Genomic DNA, 17,379 nt, shown 5'->3' with positions numbered 1-17,379 from the left:
CACCGCGTGTTCCTCGACAATCTCGAATCGGGCATTGCCCTTCATGCGCGTGACGAAGAACACCTGAGCGTCGGTCCATTTGGCGAACAAGCGATAGTCGTTGTAGCCCCGATCATCCACCACGATCGTGCCAGAGGCGAAGTTCATCTGATGGGCCGCGCTGACATCATGGACCTTCCCATCGGTAATGAGGCCGAAACAGGGCAGATAGCCGTCGTGGTCGAGCACTCAATGGAGCTTGACCGCACCCTTGGTCCGGCGAAACTTTGCCCAGTCGTACAGCGACAGGCACAGATCGATCACGGTCGAATCGAGGCTGACCAGCTTGTTCTTGAAGCGGAACTTGTGTGTGCCCTGCGCCTTGGCGGCAACCGTCTCGAACAGTCCGTAGAAGACCTGCTCGAACAACTGCCACGGCCTGTGGCTGTTCGCATAGGACAGCGAGGAACGGACCGGGACGTCGATGCCCAGGTGGGCCAGCTTGCCTTCGCAGCTCTTCAGCCCGCCTTCGATCTCCCGCAGCGAATGTGCGCGGCCCAACTGACAGAACAGCATGCCCACAAACTGGCTCCAGCTCGACAAACCCTTACTGCGATATTCGGCACCCGTGGCTGTGACGATGCGCTCGAAGTCGGTGCGCGGGATGAGCTTGAGGATCTGACTAAACCTGCTGCATGATGCGTTCACGTTGGGTCTCCTTCGGTTGGGGGCGGTGGGTTTGGCGATTCACCGGCACCCTATACTGTTGGATGACCCAACGTCCAAAGCTGTTTTGGACAAGACTGACCTTAGATCATTATCCAAGTTGAGTAGAGAGAATGGAACTCCCCGTATCATGCTATGGGGAATCACAAGTTAGACTGCTACGCGACCCTCACTGACGGCGTAATCCAACATATAGCTCGGGAGAGAATTTGATGCCACACCATTGAGAATCACATGGATGGGTCTGTCTGCACGCAGCGAACCAATAGCCTGTTTGACGGCTTGTTTGGACGTCAGGTTGGCTCTTACGACAAGAAGGAGAAAATCGCAATGACTTTCTAGCACATTCATCGTGGCTACTGGGAGAATTGGTGGGGCATTTATGAGAATATAGTCAAACTCCCCTCGCAACTGTGACAAGACACGACTGAGTTGACCGGCTCTTAATAGGTCGTTCGAGTCAACTACAGATTCGCCGGCCGGCATAATCCAACATGGAACATCGGTGAACGCACTCATAGCTTGCTGAACAGGAATGTCACTTCTTAGACAATCAATAAGCCCATATCGTAACGGTGATTCAAGGAAAGCCCTTAATTCGGGATATACAAAGTCACAATCCAATACGAGTACACGCCGACCAAAATCTCGCGACAGTGTATAGCCAAGGTTAATGACAGTCGTTGTTTTCCCTTCGCCCTTAATCGCACTCGTTACAGCAACAACCATCGGCGCTCCGGTCATATTGAGCAACTGCAATCTTGCCGCAGCCACACGATACTGCTCAGCAGCCATGGAACGAGGAAACATCTTCGCAACAAATCTCCGGTCGATCTCATGCAAACCCGACCGCTCGGCTATCGGTTGTCTGCTCGGTACGATCTCTGACTGCGATCTCACCGTCATCCCTGACAAAGTCCTTGGCGGAGCAGAAGCCTGAAAATACCCTGGAGCACTGGCCGTACGCCACAGAAATGAAAAATCAGGAATGGCGGCCAACAATCGAGGACCTGCGAGCAGAAATTCTACATCTTCTGCGCTTCGGAACTGAGGGGTGAGGTGTTCACGTAGGATCGACAGCCCTGCTCCCACAACACATCCAAACAGGAATCCTAACACCAAAACCCTTGCCTTGTTTGGAATGGCTGGATCTGTTGGAAAATTGGCACGGTCTAGTATACGGTACTTTCCACCCTTCTGCCGTTTTCCGATGTTTTCTTCGACCCGCGTATGCAATCGCTTGTCAAGCAACATCGCGTAATTGTTCTTCAGATTGCCGTAGTCACGTTCGAGAACGAGCAACTCCTGTTCAACAGCAGGCGACCTATCGAGACGCCTTTCAAGATCTCTCTTGGTAGTGCGTAGTTGGTCAAGTCGTTGTCGGAGAAGAGCGATCTCGGTTCGTGCTTCGCTTTGCTGCTTCAACAAATCCTGAAGGACCGGGTCCAGCGGCGTCGTTTTGTCTGCCCGGAGCGCATCCGGACCATACACATTGTTTAACTCCTCTTCGGTTTGCCGAATTTCTTCCTTCGTTAGGATGATCTCCGGATATCCATCCCAAAATTCAGCTCTGAGTTTAACTAGTTTTTCTCGGAGTTCCTTGAGATGCCGAAACAGTGGATCGGGTTCCATCAAGCGAGTCGTCCCACTTCTAAATCCCGACTGTCCAGTCGTACGGTACAGATGAACTTCTTGATTCAGTGTGCCAAGTTTGTCAGATTGACGTTGAAGACTCTCACTAGTAGTAAAGATCTCTGCCTCTACTCGATCCAAGGCCCGAAGGTTGGTATCTGCCTGCTGGGGAAGATTGCCCAGGTGAGATTTCTTAAAGCTACTGATATTTTCTTCTCTCTTCTCTAGCTCACGTTTCATCAATCGCAGTTCTTCTTCAAGAAATTCGCCCGTGCCCTCAACCTTCTTCTCACGCTCCCTGTTGTTCTCCTCAATGAATTTGTCGGCGATTCGAGCTGTCACCTGCATGGCGGTTGTCGGATTCTCATGCAGGAAAGACACCATAAAGCCTTCAACTAAACTCTGCGGAGAGAGGGCCACCGCTGGATCCATCTTGACCCGCTCAACCCTCGTACTATTCATTAATTCGATGAGCGCTCCACGCTGTTGTGTCTCATTGAGTTCACTTGGGAACAGGCTAAATTCTTTTGCAATTCCCTGCAAGAAATCTCTATTGATGATTTGCCGCTGGATAAGGAAAAGACGCTGTTCAAAACTGCCTCCTGCGTCTCCGTCTTTATCGATAAGGTTGTCAATCGACCCGTGTTGTTCCGCCACAATCATCGTCTGTGACTGAAAATACTTCGTCGCAAGCAGGTAGTACCCCCAGGCCAATGTCAAAGACATGGCTATCGCGCCTGCGATGACCCATTTGTTGCGCAATGCGATGCGGATATACTCGTGAACTGTGGTCATTCCTGTTTGTTCTACAGAGGCTGTTGACTCAGGATATTGCATACGCACCCTCCGAACTGCTCACACTACTGCATACCGAGACTTAGATATAGAAAAGGCGCACCAGCAGGATCGCCAACACAGATCTAGGCTTACAGGGAACTAGCCGGGACCGTCGAAGACTCCGGATCCGAAACGCAGGTTTGGAACATCGGAACGATCTCCTTAAGCCGTTCAAGCAACACGCCGACTTCATCGCCATAGCTTGCCGCCTCTAATCCAGACAGCTTTTCACGAAACTCTTCGAAGTCAAGATGGCTTATCGTCCGAATCTGCAAGATCTTATCCAAGGAAGATCGCACCGCAACCTCTCCTTCACCGACTAATTCCTCATACAGCTTTTCCCCAGGACGTAGTCCGACGAATCGAATTGGAATATCCTTCCCCGGATTGAGCCCGGACAGTCGAATGAGACTCCGAGCAATATCAAGAACTTTGATTTGCTCCCCCATGTCCAAAATATATATGTGGCCTTGTTCGCCAATAGTTGCCGCCTGGAGCACCAATTGAACCGCTTCGGGGATCAGCATGAAGTATCGTCGGATCTCCGGGTGTGTAACAGTGACGGGTCCACCAGCCCTGATTTGCTCCTGAAAGCGCAACAACACACTGCCACTACTGCCAAGAACATTGCCAAATCGTACAAGAAGGAAGCGGGTCCGACTACTCCTCGCAATGTCCTGGATAATAAGTTCAGCTACTCGTTTAGTAGCTCCCATTACGCTCGATGGATTGACCGCTTTATCGGTCGAAATATGCACGAACTTTTCGACCCCGTAGAGGCTCGCAGCTTCAGCGGTGACGCGTGTACCGATGCAGTTGTTCTTCACAGCCTCCAGGGGATTCATCTCCACAAGAGGCACATGCTTGTGCGCTGCCGCATGGAACAAGATCTGTGGTTTATACTGTTCCAGCACGGTACAGAGTCGCTGGGCATCGGTCACATCGCCGATCAGCGGAACAACAGAAAACGGAAGTCTCTTATCATCTAATTCCTTATGAATATTGTACAAACTGTTCTCATGACGTTCATAGAGCAAGAGTACTTTCGGCTCGAAGAGGGTAATTTGACGAGCCAATTCCGAACCAATCGATCCGCCGGCACCGGTAATCAAGACGCATTTGCCTCTAACCATCTGTCTCGTAGCTTCATTGTCCAGACTAATGGGTGCCCGTGACAGAAGGTCTGGGATCGAAACATTACGTATCTGACTGACAGCACTTTGATCTGCAAGAAGCTCCTCTTTGGCGGGCAGTGTCTTGATCGAAATATTATACGGCTCCAATTTGATAACGAGGTCTCGAAGGAACTCAGGAGCCACATTTGGTTCCGCAACCACAACCACCTCTGGCTTGAGCCCTTCTACAAGTTTAGGAAGATCCTGCACTGTACCCAATACTCTGACACCATGGATGCGTTGATTAAGAAGCCCCACGTTATCATCAACAATTCCGATCGGCTGACAGTTAAATTCCGTACGAGTTTTCATCTCCCGCACGACTCGTTCTCCTGAATCTCCGGCACCGATGATCAGAACCTTCCGTTTTTTCTGAAAAATTGGCTTATCACGAAGGACTCTGGCGGGCAATCTCACCCCGGCAAGAAACCCAATGAGCAGGATCACATCTATGGCGAATATAGAGCGCGGGTAACTAGAGATCCCCATCACCCCATGAACCCAACCATAAAATACAACCGTACTTATTAAGACTCCCCCAATAATGTTCTGAAGATCCCAAATACTCGTATACCTCCACAAACCTTCGTTCAGGCCAAACAAGGCAAACGCCACTCCTCTAATGGCAACCAACGCGAGTACTGTTTGTTCGAAGGTGTGAAGCTCCCCCTCGGGGATGCTACCATCATATCTCAGAGCAAATGCAAAATAGTTTGCCAGGATTATCAAGAGCACATCAAGAACTACAATAATTGGCTTCCGCCACCTCACAAGAAAGGACGACAGGCTCGTCCAAGCAGAGGCCGAGGGAGGATCAACAACGGCTTTTAGCGCAGGAAGTGTGAAGACTACTACTGGAATCCTAGCAATATGCAGCAACGTTTGCATGACAATGGCGACATCGAGCTGCAAAGACATATGGCGGATATAGAATTTTGCCAACCGGATCTTTTCTGGAAGAACTTTGAGCTGATACTCTTCTTCTGGATTCGAGGAATACGCGAGGATCGACGCCTCATCGATGTACCTCAACGAGGCTAAGTCTGTAATCCCTGGGCGAACCGTGAGCACCTCGGAAAACTCAGATCGCAGGCGCTCAACATAACGCGGGACTTCCGGTCTTGGGCCGACAAAGCTCATGTCACCGATGAGAACATTCCACAGCTGGGGCAATTCATCCAGCTTGCATTTCCGTAAAATTCGACCGATTCTCGTTATGCGAGAATCTTGGCCAATGGTGAGAGGCAAGCCGGTACCAGAAGCATCCACCGCCATGGTCCTGAATTTCAGTATCGCAAACGGACGAAATCCCTGCCCTACGCGAACTTGACGAAAGATCACCGGGCCCTGAGAGTCCAGCTTGATCAACACGGAGATGATTGCCAGCAGCGGCGCTGTCAGAACCAGCCCTAGGGTGGCCATGCAGATATCAAACGTGCGCTTCATCACCGTCGATTCCTTTTAACAAGATCATGAACAGTCTCAATCACTCGATTGACCTCTTCTTCCGTCATCTTAGAGTACAGCGGCAATGAAACGATTCGTTGGAACGCCGCACTAGCAACAGGGAAATCTTCTGGTCGATAGCCCCCCCTATCCCGATGATAGGGATGCAAATGGAGGGGAATAAAATGCACGCTGCAGCCTATACCGGCTTGCTGCAGTTGACGGATAAATTCATCGCGACTGATCTGCAAACAATCCACATTCAATTGGATGACATACAAATGCCATGCGTGCTGTACATCAGGAGTGGTTGGAGGACACGTAATCTCGGGAAGATCTTGGAAACCTTCCTGATAGAGAGCGGCATAATGCTCACGCCCTTTCCAAAAACGTTCACACTTCTTCAGTTGGGCCAAACCAAGCGCCGCGGCAATATCAGTCAGATTGTACTTAAAACCAGGCGAGAGTATTTCGTAATACCACGAACCTTGCGCAGAGTAGCGATTCCACGCATCCCGACTGAGACCGTGCAAACTCATCATCCGCATGCGAGTAGCCCACTCGGCGTTATTAGTAGTAACCATTCCGCCTTCGCCGGTGGTAATATTCTTCGTTGCGTAGAACGAAAAACACGTAGCATCGGAGATTCCCCCGATCATTTTACCATGATATCGTGTCGGCAAAGCATGGGCAGCATCTTCGATCACGTGTAAATTATGAGCCTGTGCGATCGTGTGAATGGGTTTCAGGTCGCACGGATGTCCAGCAAAATGGACGGGGATGATCGCTTTCGTTTTATCTGTGATGGCCTGTTGGATAAGATCCGTGTTTAGATTCAGCGTGTCCGGCAGGCAATCAATCAGAACTGGTCGTGCTTTGAAGTAGGTCACCACCTCAGCCGTTGCGGCAAAGGTCATCGTCGGGACCAGTACTTCATCTCCCTCGCTCACACCAGCTGCTTCAAGGGCAAGATGGAGGGCGGCCGTACAGGAATTAACTGCAACAGCATGCTCGGCTCCGACCATTGCAGCAAATTCCCGCTCAAATTCCCGCACCTTGGGACCCGTCGTCAACCACCCGGAGCGAAGCACATCCACCACTTCTGATACTTCTTCTTCGCCAACATCAGATCTATGAAAAGGCAAGAATTCTTTCATCCACAGATCTCCTCTTCAGCTAACGAACATGCCCGCCTCAGAGCCCTACTTTCCCATAATTCCAGAAAAGCACAACCCACCATTGGAGGGGCCATGAAGCTGTATCCATCCAAGAAAATGTCCAAAGAATCAAACGAGTATCAATTCTACAACATTAGAAAGCTCAAGGCTATTAGAGAATATTGAATTAGACTTTTATAATTTCCACCGGAAAATATCACCCCGATCAGACAGGCACAATATTACCAAACTACCGATGGAGCGATTAATTACTCCAACCCCGCTTAAACCCCTCCCGACAGGTTGAGGGGGAACCATTCTGACCTCTATGACCATCATGGATATCGAGGTTGTGGGGGAGCTATGAGGGATACTCATAAAGTCGGTCCCATAAGGCTACAGCGAGCGAGGAAAGTCATACTCCGTGCAGTACAGTTGAGCCTCTGAGTGATGCAAGAACACCGCTGGCTGGACTCCTTCGCCTACTGCTAACGCCTTTGAGGTTGCCCAGCGAACGGACGAGATCCGAGCACCGTCAGTCGCGAAGTTCGACGTAACACCGATCCGGACGACGGCTATGCCAACTTAGGTACCCAGTCGATGTGCAGCGGGGGCGCCAGTAGACGCTACGAGCGTGACGACTGAGGCACGCACGGTTAGCCGCCTATGTCCGGGCAAAACTGCGGGAACGGTGGTCACCCTGGTAACCGAGCCAGCTCGCATCCTAGGGGTATAGCGGGCCACTGGCTGTCCCTAATTTCACGCCGGAGGGAGCCCCTGGGCCAGGGCGGAAGCACGAGTGTGCTACGGCACGACTGAGTGTAGGGCTCAGGAGTTGATGGCATGACCGGTCAGACCGGCGTCGGATACCCTGCCAGCAGGACTGGCCCTTTGAGACCGCGTTGCTGACGAGGGCCCGGCCCTGGTGAGCATTCGTGCTCTCCAAACACAGGTTCCCCACGAGGCCACATAGATATCCACGCACCAGCTCCACAGCCAGAACTTGTAGCCCTACATCGAAGGGGAAGTCCATATGAACTTGATGAACCCGCCGGTGTCGGAGGAAAGAAAATGTCAATCTCAATGACTTGAATTCAGGGACACATAAGAACTTCAATGCACTTTTCTGTTCATTCGCTTATTGTGGCAGTGTAGTGCTCCCCTAAAATCAAGCCACCTGAGTTGACTGTTGCGCCCGGTATTGGGTCGGGCTCCGATACCCCAGGGCGCTATGGGGCCGGCTTTCGTTGTACCAGTGAACCCAGTCCCGAATGATCCGCCGCGCCTCCTCAAACGTCTGGAACGTGTGCTGCCAGACGCACTCTTCTTTCAGACTCCGAAAGAACCGCTCAATCATCCCATTTTGTTCCGGCGTATAGGGCGTAATGAACTCCTGCTGCAGCCGATAGTCTCGACAAGCCTGGCGAAACCGACGACTCTGGAAAATCAGCCCGTTATCGCTGCGTAAGACCGGCGCGTTCGTAGGCCTGAGTGTCCCGAAGCGCTGCAGGCAAGCGGCTTCGACAGCGCGCTCAGCTTCCTTCGCCCGACTCCGTAACGCGAATTCATAGCCCACGATTTCCCGATCATGACAATCAATGACCGCGGCGAGGTGTGCCCAGCCGTCTTGCCCACAGGCGATATGCGTCACGTCCATGGCCCACCGTTCATCACTGCGACTGGCGCGACTCACCCAGCCCTGTACTCGCGGCCGCGGGGTACACAACCGCTGATGCACCAACCACCGTTTCTGCCGCAGCACGCGATACACCGCTTTTTTATTCACGCGGCAGGGCGTCTGACCACGCAGCACAGCCCAGAGATGCCGATAGCCGAAGGTGGGATGCTGCTGAATCAACTGCTGGAGCGGTTCGATCCACGGCGGGTCCACGGCCACAGAGCGGCGAGGCCCCAAGGACGCACGGTGCAGGCTCGCGCGCCCGACCGCCAAGACCCGACAACTTCGCCGTTCCGAGACACCCGGCAACGTGGCTCTCACGCGTCGGATGTCTTCCGGTCTAAAGGGTACGGTTTCAAGGCCTCCCGTAAAATGTCGTTGTCGATCACCAAGTCCCCAATCTTCTGCTTGAGCTTCTTGATCTGCTCGTCTTTCAGGGCCTCTTCATCCCGGGGCCGACCCCGCAGCGCGTTCTCGGCCCCCAACAGAAACTTCTCCCGCCAGTCCTCCACCTCAGCGACGGTCAGCCCGTGCTTCCGGGCCGCTTCCGCCACGGAGGCCTCGCCCTTGAGAATACTGACCACCAAGGTCATCCGCCGTTTGGCCGTCCATCGTTCAATCGGATCTACTGATTCTGATGCCATCTCCACCTCCTCGGTCCACTCAGGACCATGTCGTAGAGGTGGTCTCAATTTCAAGGGGAGCAGGATAGCAGGAGCAGCACTATATCGCTATTTGATGTTGTTTAGTTATCTCCCTGAAGGATGTTATCGGTTAATAGCGAAGTTGCTGAGATTCAATGAAGCTACATCGGTGCGGCATAGATTATGCTCCAACCTCGACGAATCTTTAAAAGATTTTGTGGATGTAGCCCTGATTAAGATGAGGATGTCATGATCATGCTTCGAGATGTCCTGTGGTTGACCGTCCTCTTGACCGTGTGGGTACATGCACTCCCTGCTCAGAGTGCCACCTATTACATTTCACCTACAGGATCCGACACCAATCCCGGTACCGAAGCGAAGCCCTGGCTCAGCTTCGCCTATGCTATCGACCCCGCCCGCGCAAGTTGCGGAGACACGTTGATCCTACGCAACGGCACCTACGGAGACGGCACAAGCACGGGAAAGCTCTCGATCACCAAGGTGGCATGCATAGCGGGAAACGAGCTGATTATTCGCGCCGAAAATCAACGACAAGCCAAGATCAATGATGACGGATCAGGCAAGGCCGTCAACATTGTTGATAGCGCCTACATTATAGTGGATGGGCTCTATGCACGATCAGCCGATGTGAGCGGAGTCAAACAGGGATACCCATTTTATACGAACCACAACGATCACATCACCCTCAAAAATCTCGTCGGTAGAAACCCGAACCGCTATAACAATACACATATGTTTGCAATTGAAAATTCATCGAATGTGTTGATTGAGGATAGCGAAGGGTATGTGTTCCATCGCCACTGTGTCGAGACATGGCAATCCACGAATGTGACGGCTAGACGGATCTACTGCAACCCTCGAGGTGGGAAGATCTTGGGTGGATTTTCATCCAATGCGGGAAACTTAGGCAGAGGAGATGCTGCCGTCGCCATGTATCCATGCCGTGATTGCACTCAGGAAAATGTGATAGCAGACGGCACCACGAACGCGATGTACCTGAATGAGATGAATGCCACCTACGGTCGCAATACTCTTATGAGCGGATCAAAGGTCCTGGGGTCAATCTGTTACAAGTGCGGCGGGGGTAACGGGATATATATAAATTCCAGAAACGTAGCCGATGCAAATCACACCCCCCAGCATATCACAGTACGCGACACCTACATTGGGTTTGACTATGCGTTTGGAACCGCCATGAGAGTGTCAGACGGAGTAAACATCGTCATCGATCATGTGACTATTTTGAATGAGGGAGCGGGTATAGCAGGCATTACGACCGACGATAATATCGCCAAGGGCACCTCAGCGGATGACAACTCCATTACGATCACCAATGCCCTGGTCGCCGGAATGTACGGCCCAGGGATTTCAATCAAGGGATTCAACATCTGGAGCGGAAACAAAGTTCTTTCTTCTCGCAACCGAGTCGCCTTCTATCCGGCGCTTCCATCGAGCTGGACCAATACCTCCACCTCTGACCCAGGGCTAGGGACCTGTAAAGTTTGGGTACCTGCTGGTGCTGCGGTAAAAGGCGCCGGGACAGGTGGAACTGATATTGGCGCGAACATCCTCTATCGATACATCAACGGCGTACTGACTTCGATTCCGCTCTGGGACCCAAGGACCGGGGAATTTCCCCATGGCGCAGCAGATCTTGATGGGACGAACCGTGTCGAGGGGGAATCCCTGTTCGACATTCACACGCGTCTCAACGTGAATATGAACGGGTGTTCATTTCCCAGAAACTATGGAAATGGCGATTCAGATAAGAGTGGACCAGTCGCGCCAGCAGGGCTTAGCGCTTCCTAACAGTCACCTGTCCTAGAAGATACCACTCGACCGCCGTGAGTTGATTGAAGAACGTACCTGGCATACTCCCCTCGAAATCGAACCACCTCCTCGAGTGTGTAAACCTCTTGCCGCCGACACCTTCCCCCTTGTCTGGGAAGCAATTATTTGCAACTATCTATAAAATGCAGCAATCGCCTCAACCACCTCGGTCTGTTGTTGCGCCGTCAGCTCGGGATAGATGGGAATCGCGAGAGTTTCCTTGGCTGCACGCTCCGATTCCGGGAAGTCTCCTTCACGGTAACCTAATGAGAGAAAACACTCTTGCAGATGGAATGGGACTGGGTAGTAGATTTCTGCGCCGATTCCTTGCTGTTTCAAATGGGTCATCAGAGCATCTCGCTGCTCAACCCTAAGCACAAACTGGTTATAGATGTGGTAGTGCTTCGCACCAGCGTTGCGGTAGACAGGCTCCGGCAGTTTGACCTTCCCCTTCTGCACGAGGCCGCTCTGTTTAAACAGCGTCTCGTACCGAGTGGCATTCTCCTGCCGTCTTTTGGTCCACCCATCGAGATAATTGAGCTTGACGTTCAGAACCGCGGCCTGGATCGTATCAAGCCTGAAATTCCCGCCAATTCGCTTGTGATAGTACTTAGGCTTGCTCCCATGCACGCGTAGAACTCGCATCCGCTCTGCAAGATCAGGATCGTTGGTCACGGCCATCCCACCATCACCCAAACATCCGAGATTCTTACTCGGAAAAAACGACAGGCAGCCGATGGTTCCAATGCTGCAGGCTCGGCGCCCGTCCCCGTATTCTGAACCAATGGCTTGAGCCGCATCCTCGATGACGCTCAGATTGTGCTGCTTGGCCACATCCATAATTGGAGCCATATCAGCGCATTGTCCGTAAAGATGGACCGGAATAATCGCCTTGCTGTTGGCCGTCAGCGCCGACTTAATTTTCGTGGGATCGAGGTTATAGGTGACGGGATCAATGTCTACCAGCACGGGTTTAGCGCCCAGTCGCACGACCGCCCCGGCCGTGGCAAAGAACGAATAAGGCGTTGTAATGACCTCATCACCGGGGCCGATACCGAGAGCCATGAGAGCAACCAGCAGAGCGTCGGTCCCAGAGCTCAGGCCGATAGCATACGCCGTCTGGCAATAGGCAGCGACTCGTTCCTCCAACTTACCGACATCCGGGCCAAGAATAAAGGCTTGACTCCGGAACGTCTGCTCCAGCGCCGCCATGATTTCCTGGTGGAGCGGCTCGTGATGTGCCTTCAAATCAAGTAATGGAACCCCCATGAAGATCTCCTTTTCTAAACTACCGTCATCCCTGTACGTTCGGCCCGGTATTGCTGCCCACAGGTCGGACAGGCAGCTTTCTTACCCGTGACGCGGAGCTTTACCCCGCAGAGACACATCCAACCCGTTACCCGGCCTGGATTGCCTACGACGAGTGCGTGATCCGGCACGTCCTTGGTCACAACCGTTCCTGCGCCGACGAACGCATATCGCCCGATTGTAATCCCGCATAGGATGGTTGAATTGGCGCCCAGTGTGGTTCCTCGCTTCACAAGCGTCTGCCGTAGTTCGTTCATGCGCGGAATCTCGCTCCGCGGATTAAACACGTTAGTAAAAACCATTGATGGCCCGCAGAAGACGTAGTCTTCAAGTGTGACACCTTCATACACAGACACATTGTTCTGAATTTTGACTCCATTGCCCACCGTGACACGGGGACCCACGACGACATTCTGTCCGATCTTGCAGTTCATCCCGATGCGCGATCCTTTGAGGATATGCGACGTATGCCAAATACTCGTTCCCTCGCCTATTTCCACAGCTTCATCAACGAAGGCCGATTCATGGGCAAAGTAAGGTCTATCTGGCTTTGGGGCAGGTGTTGTCCTGCGCGGACCGGCCTTCTGTTCCAGCGCCTCTTGGCATCGCTGCAGCACAGACAATACCCGCAACCCTTCCTCCCCGTCCGTTCTTGGCTTGGTGCGCGTTGCCACACAGTCAAGGAAGTGCTGGCATTCAGCTCGCAGAGGCTCTCCCTGTTCCAGCTCGACAGCCTGAGCGTCCGCTTTGTTTGCGATTGGAAGATTGTCCTTCCAGTCGATGGAATGAGGATAGAGAAAGAGCTTGTCCTTTTTTTCCAGATCGTCGAACACGGCCATCTTTCGGTCGCCTACCACGATCAGCTTCTGTTCCTTGAAGGGATGTAGCCAGGAAACGAAGATATGGGCCTTCACTCCACTTGGGAACGACAGCAGACTGATCGTCACGTCAGCGATATGTTGATGGAGATAGTTCCCACCTTGTGCGAGAACTCCATCGGGAGTTTCATTGAGCAGACCCAAGATGACGGAGATATCGTGGGGCGCAAAGCTCCAAAGGATATTCTCTTCACGACGGATCTTACCCAGATTCAGCCGGTTTGAATAGATGTATTGGATGCGGCCTAATTCACCCGTCCGGATCAGTTCCTTGAGTTTCAGCACCGCCGGATGATACCAGAGGAGATGCCCCACCATGAGAATCCGATTATTCTTCTTGGCCAAGGCGACCAGTTCGGCCCCCTCCTGGACTGACAGACAGAGCGGCTTCTCGACGAACACATCTTTACCAGCCAGTAAGGCCTCTCGTACCGAATCAGCATGCCCCTCGGCCGGTGTGGCAATCGCCACAGCCTGGATCGTCTCGTCGCGCAACACCTCAGAATAGGCTCGGGCCAGCTTCACACCTGGATGCTGTGTCCCAAACGACGCCAACCGTTCGGCCTCATTGTCACAGATGGCGGCAAGTGACCCCAGACCGGCAAAATTCCGCACCAGGTTTTTCCCCCAATAGCCGGCTCCCACGACAGCCACCTGAATCTTGCTGCGTTCACGATGATCAGATTCAGTACTCATTACGTCTTCCCTCCTAACGAACAAACTGTTTCAGACCACTCAGGCGCTGTCTAGGATTTCGAAAAACTCGGTCGGCCAGCTTCAATGAGATTCGGCACCCATCGTGTTTTTGGTTGACGATTGGTTCACATTGGACGCCTGCGCACCCTGCAGGAAGCCCCACATAAAACCAATCGCGTAGGCAATGTGCAGCGTGGCGGCTGCCACAGGAAACAGAAAACCGATCTTCCAACCGGCACGACGAGACAGATGAAGCCCGACGCAGCAAAGGATGAGTACGTAGACACAGGGCCCCGCCAACATGAGAGGTCGCCAGCCTTCCGGAACGATCACGGCGAGTGTGAGCGAACCGACCAGCCCGATCAGAAAGATGAGCGGTACAAGATGGCGAAACGATGCAGGCATCCGATGTTTCTTGATAACGGCAACCCGCCAATATCCATACTCAAAATACTGGCGAAAGAGCGATGAGACCGTCTCTCTTACGAAGTACGTTGAACGGGCGCGCGGAGAAAGATAAACCTTCCCGCCTTGCTTTGTGAGTCGATAATTGAGCTCATCATCCTGATTACGCACCAACAGTTCATCGTAGAGCCCAATCGTTTCAAAAACTGTTTTGCGAAATACCGGGTAGCAGGCGCCTTCAGCATAGCCTTCGAAGTTAGGGTGCCGATGTCTAGCGTTGCCAATCCCTACAGGATGGGACATCGCGACAGCAACAGCTTTACCGAACAGGCTCCTGCCTGCACTGATGATCGGCCCGCCGGCACAGTCTACCTCAGGGTGTTCATCGAGCAGATCAACACAGGTCTTTAAGTAATCAGCGGCATAGTCGCAATGCGCCCCCAAAATGGCGATGTATTGCCCACGAGCCTCCAGAATACCGACATTCATCGCGCAGGGAGTGACACGACGGGGATTATCCACCACCCGCAGTTCAGGATGTTCCTTGGCGAGGCGCTGCAGTATCTCTCGGGTGCCGTCGTCAGACAGGCCATCCGCAACGATGACTTCAATTCCCCCTGGAGGGCGCGCTTGGCTTAAGATCGATCGCACACTGACTTCAATGTGGCGGTTTTCATTGCGACAGGGGACGATCACGGAAAGTATCGGAACCTCAAGTCCCGCAGGCTTCCACTCTTGCATCATCAAACGTCCAGTGAGGCTTTCAGCATGGTGGGTGAGACGATCACGATCGGTTTATTCTCAGTGCACAGATACATCAGACATGCTCAGCACAAGCACAGGGTCCCACTTCTTCGAGACAATGGAAGCTACGATAACACACGAGTCAGTTCAAACCTAGCATTTCCTTGGGCTGAAATCGACCTTCAGATGCAATCACATGGGCGTGACCATTCAGCATGGTGGGCTGGGCCTCACCTTGTAAAAAATTCCAATAACTACTTGAGAGGATCGTTAAATAGTGCGTGCCTTGACCGATGGAAAGACCTATAAGTAAACAAAGCCTTTCCTTGATTGCTTCAGTGAACTAAGTTTCGCACTCACTCATGTCAGATTAGCAACTCATAATCCTTCGCGATAGATTTCCCCACCGATGCATCCACACATCTCCCAAGCTCCTTGAGTAAGAAGCAAGACGAGTCACGTGCTTCATTCTAAATGACGAGCTTGAGAATATAGCCTCTATCTGTATGTCTAAACATACAATCCTTTAAGGGCTGCAAATCTCAAGATAATATTCAATTAATATATTCAATATTTTGCACGAACGAATCGTTGGCACGGAACATGCTTTTCCGATTAAGCACGGATCTCCATACGAGACAGTCAAGGCCCCTAATCCATATGAGGAACTCATGCTAATGAAGCCTTTGAGATTGCCGTACCATATTCTAGCTATTCTGTACGGAACATATATCTTGGTCACTTTTCTTCAACCCGTCACGGCCCAGGGCGCCACATACTATGTAGCGACAACGGGGAGTGACTCGAATCCAGGTACATCGACCAGTCCCTGGCGAAATCCTAAAAAGTGCGCTGCTGCGCCTATCCGCGCCGGCGATACCTGCATCGTGCGTTCTGGCTCTTACACGGATACCGACGGAGACGGAACTGTTGTGTGGATTTATAACAGGACAACTACGCCTTCTGGTACGGCTTCCCAACCTATCACCATCAAGAGTGAGAAGCCCTTGGGAGCATCGATCGTCGTACCCAGTAACAGAATTGGCTATGGTTTTATTGTCCAGAAACCTTACTACATCATCCAAGGATTTGATATTTCAGGAGGAAACAATAGTGGAGTTTCAGGGGCCGGGGTAGGAATTTACACTACATCATCTGGGAGCGGAACAATCATCCGATCGAACACCATCCATCACATTGGCCGGGCAGCCTGTACAAATTCTACGGCCACCTATTCTGGTGTAGTCATTAGGGACGTTTCTGGAGTGCTGGTTGAGCATAATCGCATCTATAGTATTGGGAGGCGACGAACCGGTGAAAGTGGGTGCGTGGCAATTATGCCTAGGCACGACCATGGAATCTATATCTCGAATGCCTCAAATGCGACGATACGGCGAAACGTTATTTATGATTCGAACCGAGGCTACCCCATTCATGCCTACGGTGGAACAATGACGAACCTAAGCATTTATCACAATACACTGTCCGGCAAGAGCCCTACGGGAACTCCAGTTGGACATATTCTATTGTCTACAACGATCAACACAGCAAACATCAAGAATAATATGTCGAATGGTGCCCAGAGTGGGATGATCTATTTCTATCAGCTGAAGGCCTCTAAACTGACCATCGATCACAACATAAGCACGACTCTTCTAAACGTGAAGGCTAGATCCAGTGTGGCTGGAGCGACCTTCACGAATAATTTCGAAAAGATTAGCAGCCTAGGCATTGTTAACGCATCGGCAAACGACTTTCGACTTGCATCTGGAAGTGCTGCAATCAACCGTGGCACAACATCTGGGGTGCCTTCAGTCCCGGATGGAGCTCCAGACACTGCAGCCTATGAGTACTCTGCTCTGAAGTCTCTCTCATCCCCCACGACTCCTACAGGGCTGACGGGCCAGTGATGCCATAACCAACGTAACACGATAGCTATGCCACGCCCTTCTGGGCGTGGCACGTTCAGATCTCTAGCTGGAAAGAGTCCCTGAGATAGACCTACGAGCTTACCTCAAGAAAGCGTAGTGGACGAGCTCGGTCCTCACCTTCCGCTCTCCTGCTGTTTCAGCTCCTTCAGTGCCTTATATCAGATGACTCCAATTCCTCGCACCTGAAGCGCCTTACATCGATAGCGATGCGAGGCGTCATCCACCTTACGGGAGAGAACAACGAGATAATGTCAAATGTTGGGTATGCAGCCTTTAGGGAATAGCGCTTTCT

At 52.1% G+C, this 17,379-nt stretch carries 12 protein-coding genes; 2 read left to right on the top strand and 10 right to left on the bottom strand.

Annotated elements, in window-relative coordinates; genetic code table 11:
• From E8D52_13215 to E8D52_13185, 7 genes are all read right to left on the bottom strand, one after another.
• Positions 1-228: transposase (locus E8D52_13215; protein ID TKB67525.1), on the bottom strand; the 228-nt coding region annotated here is incomplete at its 3' end.
• Complete coding sequence (locus E8D52_13210; protein ID TKB67524.1) at positions 229-726, bottom strand: DUF4372 domain-containing protein; 498 nt, start codon at positions 724-726, stop codon at positions 229-231. It abuts the gene before it with no gap.
• Between the two features lie 129 nt (positions 727-855).
• Positions 856-3,174, bottom strand: a complete 2,319-nt coding sequence (locus E8D52_13205) for a hypothetical protein (GenBank protein TKB67523.1) — start codon at positions 3,172-3,174, stop codon at positions 856-858.
• Between the two features lie 89 nt (positions 3,175-3,263).
• Complete coding sequence (locus E8D52_13200; protein TKB67522.1) at positions 3,264-5,795, bottom strand: NAD-dependent epimerase/dehydratase family protein; 2,532 nt, start codon at positions 5,793-5,795, stop codon at positions 3,264-3,266.
• Positions 5,795-6,952 carry a DegT/DnrJ/EryC1/StrS family aminotransferase gene (locus E8D52_13195; GenBank protein TKB67521.1) on the bottom strand — a complete coding sequence of 386 codons (1,158 nt, stop codon included), beginning with the start codon at positions 6,950-6,952 and terminating at the stop codon, positions 5,795-5,797. Before E8D52_13195 ends, E8D52_13200 begins: the two co-directional genes overlap by 1 nt.
• Before the next feature lie 1,168 nt (positions 6,953-8,120).
• Positions 8,121-8,951 (bottom strand): IS3 family transposase, encoded by an 831-nt coding sequence (locus tag E8D52_13190; GenBank protein ID TKB67520.1) that lies wholly within the window; start codon positions 8,949-8,951, stop codon positions 8,121-8,123.
• Positions 8,948-9,274 (bottom strand): DUF1153 domain-containing protein, encoded by a 327-nt coding sequence (locus tag E8D52_13185; protein ID TKB67519.1) that lies wholly within the window; start codon positions 9,272-9,274, stop codon positions 8,948-8,950. Before E8D52_13185 ends, E8D52_13190 begins: the two co-directional genes overlap by 4 nt.
• A gap of 249 nt (positions 9,275-9,523) precedes the next feature.
• Here E8D52_13185 and E8D52_13180 point away from each other — a divergent pair, with 249 nt between their 5' ends.
• Positions 9,524-11,104: a hypothetical protein gene (locus E8D52_13180; protein TKB67518.1), complete on the top strand. Its 1,581-nt coding sequence runs from the start codon at positions 9,524-9,526 to the stop codon at positions 11,102-11,104.
• 153 nt (positions 11,105-11,257) lie between these two features.
• Here the strand turns inward: E8D52_13180 and E8D52_13175 are convergent, their stop codons facing one another.
• The 3 genes from E8D52_13175 to E8D52_13165 form a co-directional block, all read right to left on the bottom strand.
• Positions 11,258-12,394 (bottom strand): DegT/DnrJ/EryC1/StrS family aminotransferase, encoded by a 1,137-nt coding sequence (locus tag E8D52_13175; GenBank protein TKB67517.1) that lies wholly within the window; start codon positions 12,392-12,394, stop codon positions 11,258-11,260.
• Between the two features lie 14 nt (positions 12,395-12,408).
• The gene (locus E8D52_13170) at positions 12,409-14,007 is read right to left on the bottom strand and encodes an oxidoreductase (GenBank protein TKB67516.1); all 1,599 of its coding nucleotides are present in this window, start codon (positions 14,005-14,007) and stop codon (positions 12,409-12,411) included.
• A gap of 81 nt (positions 14,008-14,088) precedes the next feature.
• Positions 14,089-15,156 carry a glycosyltransferase family 2 protein gene (locus E8D52_13165; protein ID TKB67515.1) on the bottom strand — a complete coding sequence of 356 codons (1,068 nt, stop codon included), beginning with the start codon at positions 15,154-15,156 and terminating at the stop codon, positions 14,089-14,091.
• 671 nt (positions 15,157-15,827) lie between these two features.
• Here E8D52_13165 and E8D52_13160 point away from each other — a divergent pair.
• Entirely contained in the window at positions 15,828-17,066 is a 1,239-nt protein-coding gene (locus tag E8D52_13160; GenBank protein TKB67514.1) for a right-handed parallel beta-helix repeat-containing protein, read from the top strand.
• The last annotated feature ends 313 nt before the right edge of the window (positions 17,067-17,379 follow it).

Origin of the sequence: Nitrospira sp., from assembly GCA_005116745.1 — a bacterium.
Lineage (GTDB): Bacteria > Nitrospirota > Nitrospiria > Nitrospirales > Nitrospiraceae > Nitrospira_D.
This window is presented reverse-complemented; position numbering and strand designations above follow the sequence as displayed.

Coding starts and splice junctions, on each gene's coding strand:
- E8D52_13200 (TKB67522.1), bottom strand. CDS start 5,795: ATGAAGCGCACGTTTGATATCTGCATGGCCACCCTAGGGCTGGTTCTG.
- E8D52_13165 (TKB67515.1), bottom strand. CDS start 15,156: ATGATGCAAGAGTGGAAGCCTGCGGGACTTGAGGTTCCGATACTTTCC.
- E8D52_13175 (TKB67517.1), bottom strand. CDS start 12,394: ATGGGGGTTCCATTACTTGATTTGAAGGCACATCACGAGCCGCTCCAC.
- E8D52_13160 (TKB67514.1), top strand. CDS start 15,828: ATGCTAATGAAGCCTTTGAGATTGCCGTACCATATTCTAGCTATTCTG.
- E8D52_13180 (TKB67518.1), top strand. CDS start 9,524: ATGATCATGCTTCGAGATGTCCTGTGGTTGACCGTCCTCTTGACCGTG.
- E8D52_13170 (TKB67516.1), bottom strand. CDS start 14,007: ATGAGTACTGAATCTGATCATCGTGAACGCAGCAAGATTCAGGTGGCT.
- E8D52_13205 (TKB67523.1), bottom strand. CDS start 3,174: ATGCAATATCCTGAGTCAACAGCCTCTGTAGAACAAACAGGAATGACC.
- E8D52_13195 (TKB67521.1), bottom strand. CDS start 6,952: ATGAAAGAATTCTTGCCTTTTCATAGATCTGATGTTGGCGAAGAAGAA.
- E8D52_13185 (TKB67519.1), bottom strand. CDS start 9,274: ATGGCATCAGAATCAGTAGATCCGATTGAACGATGGACGGCCAAACGG.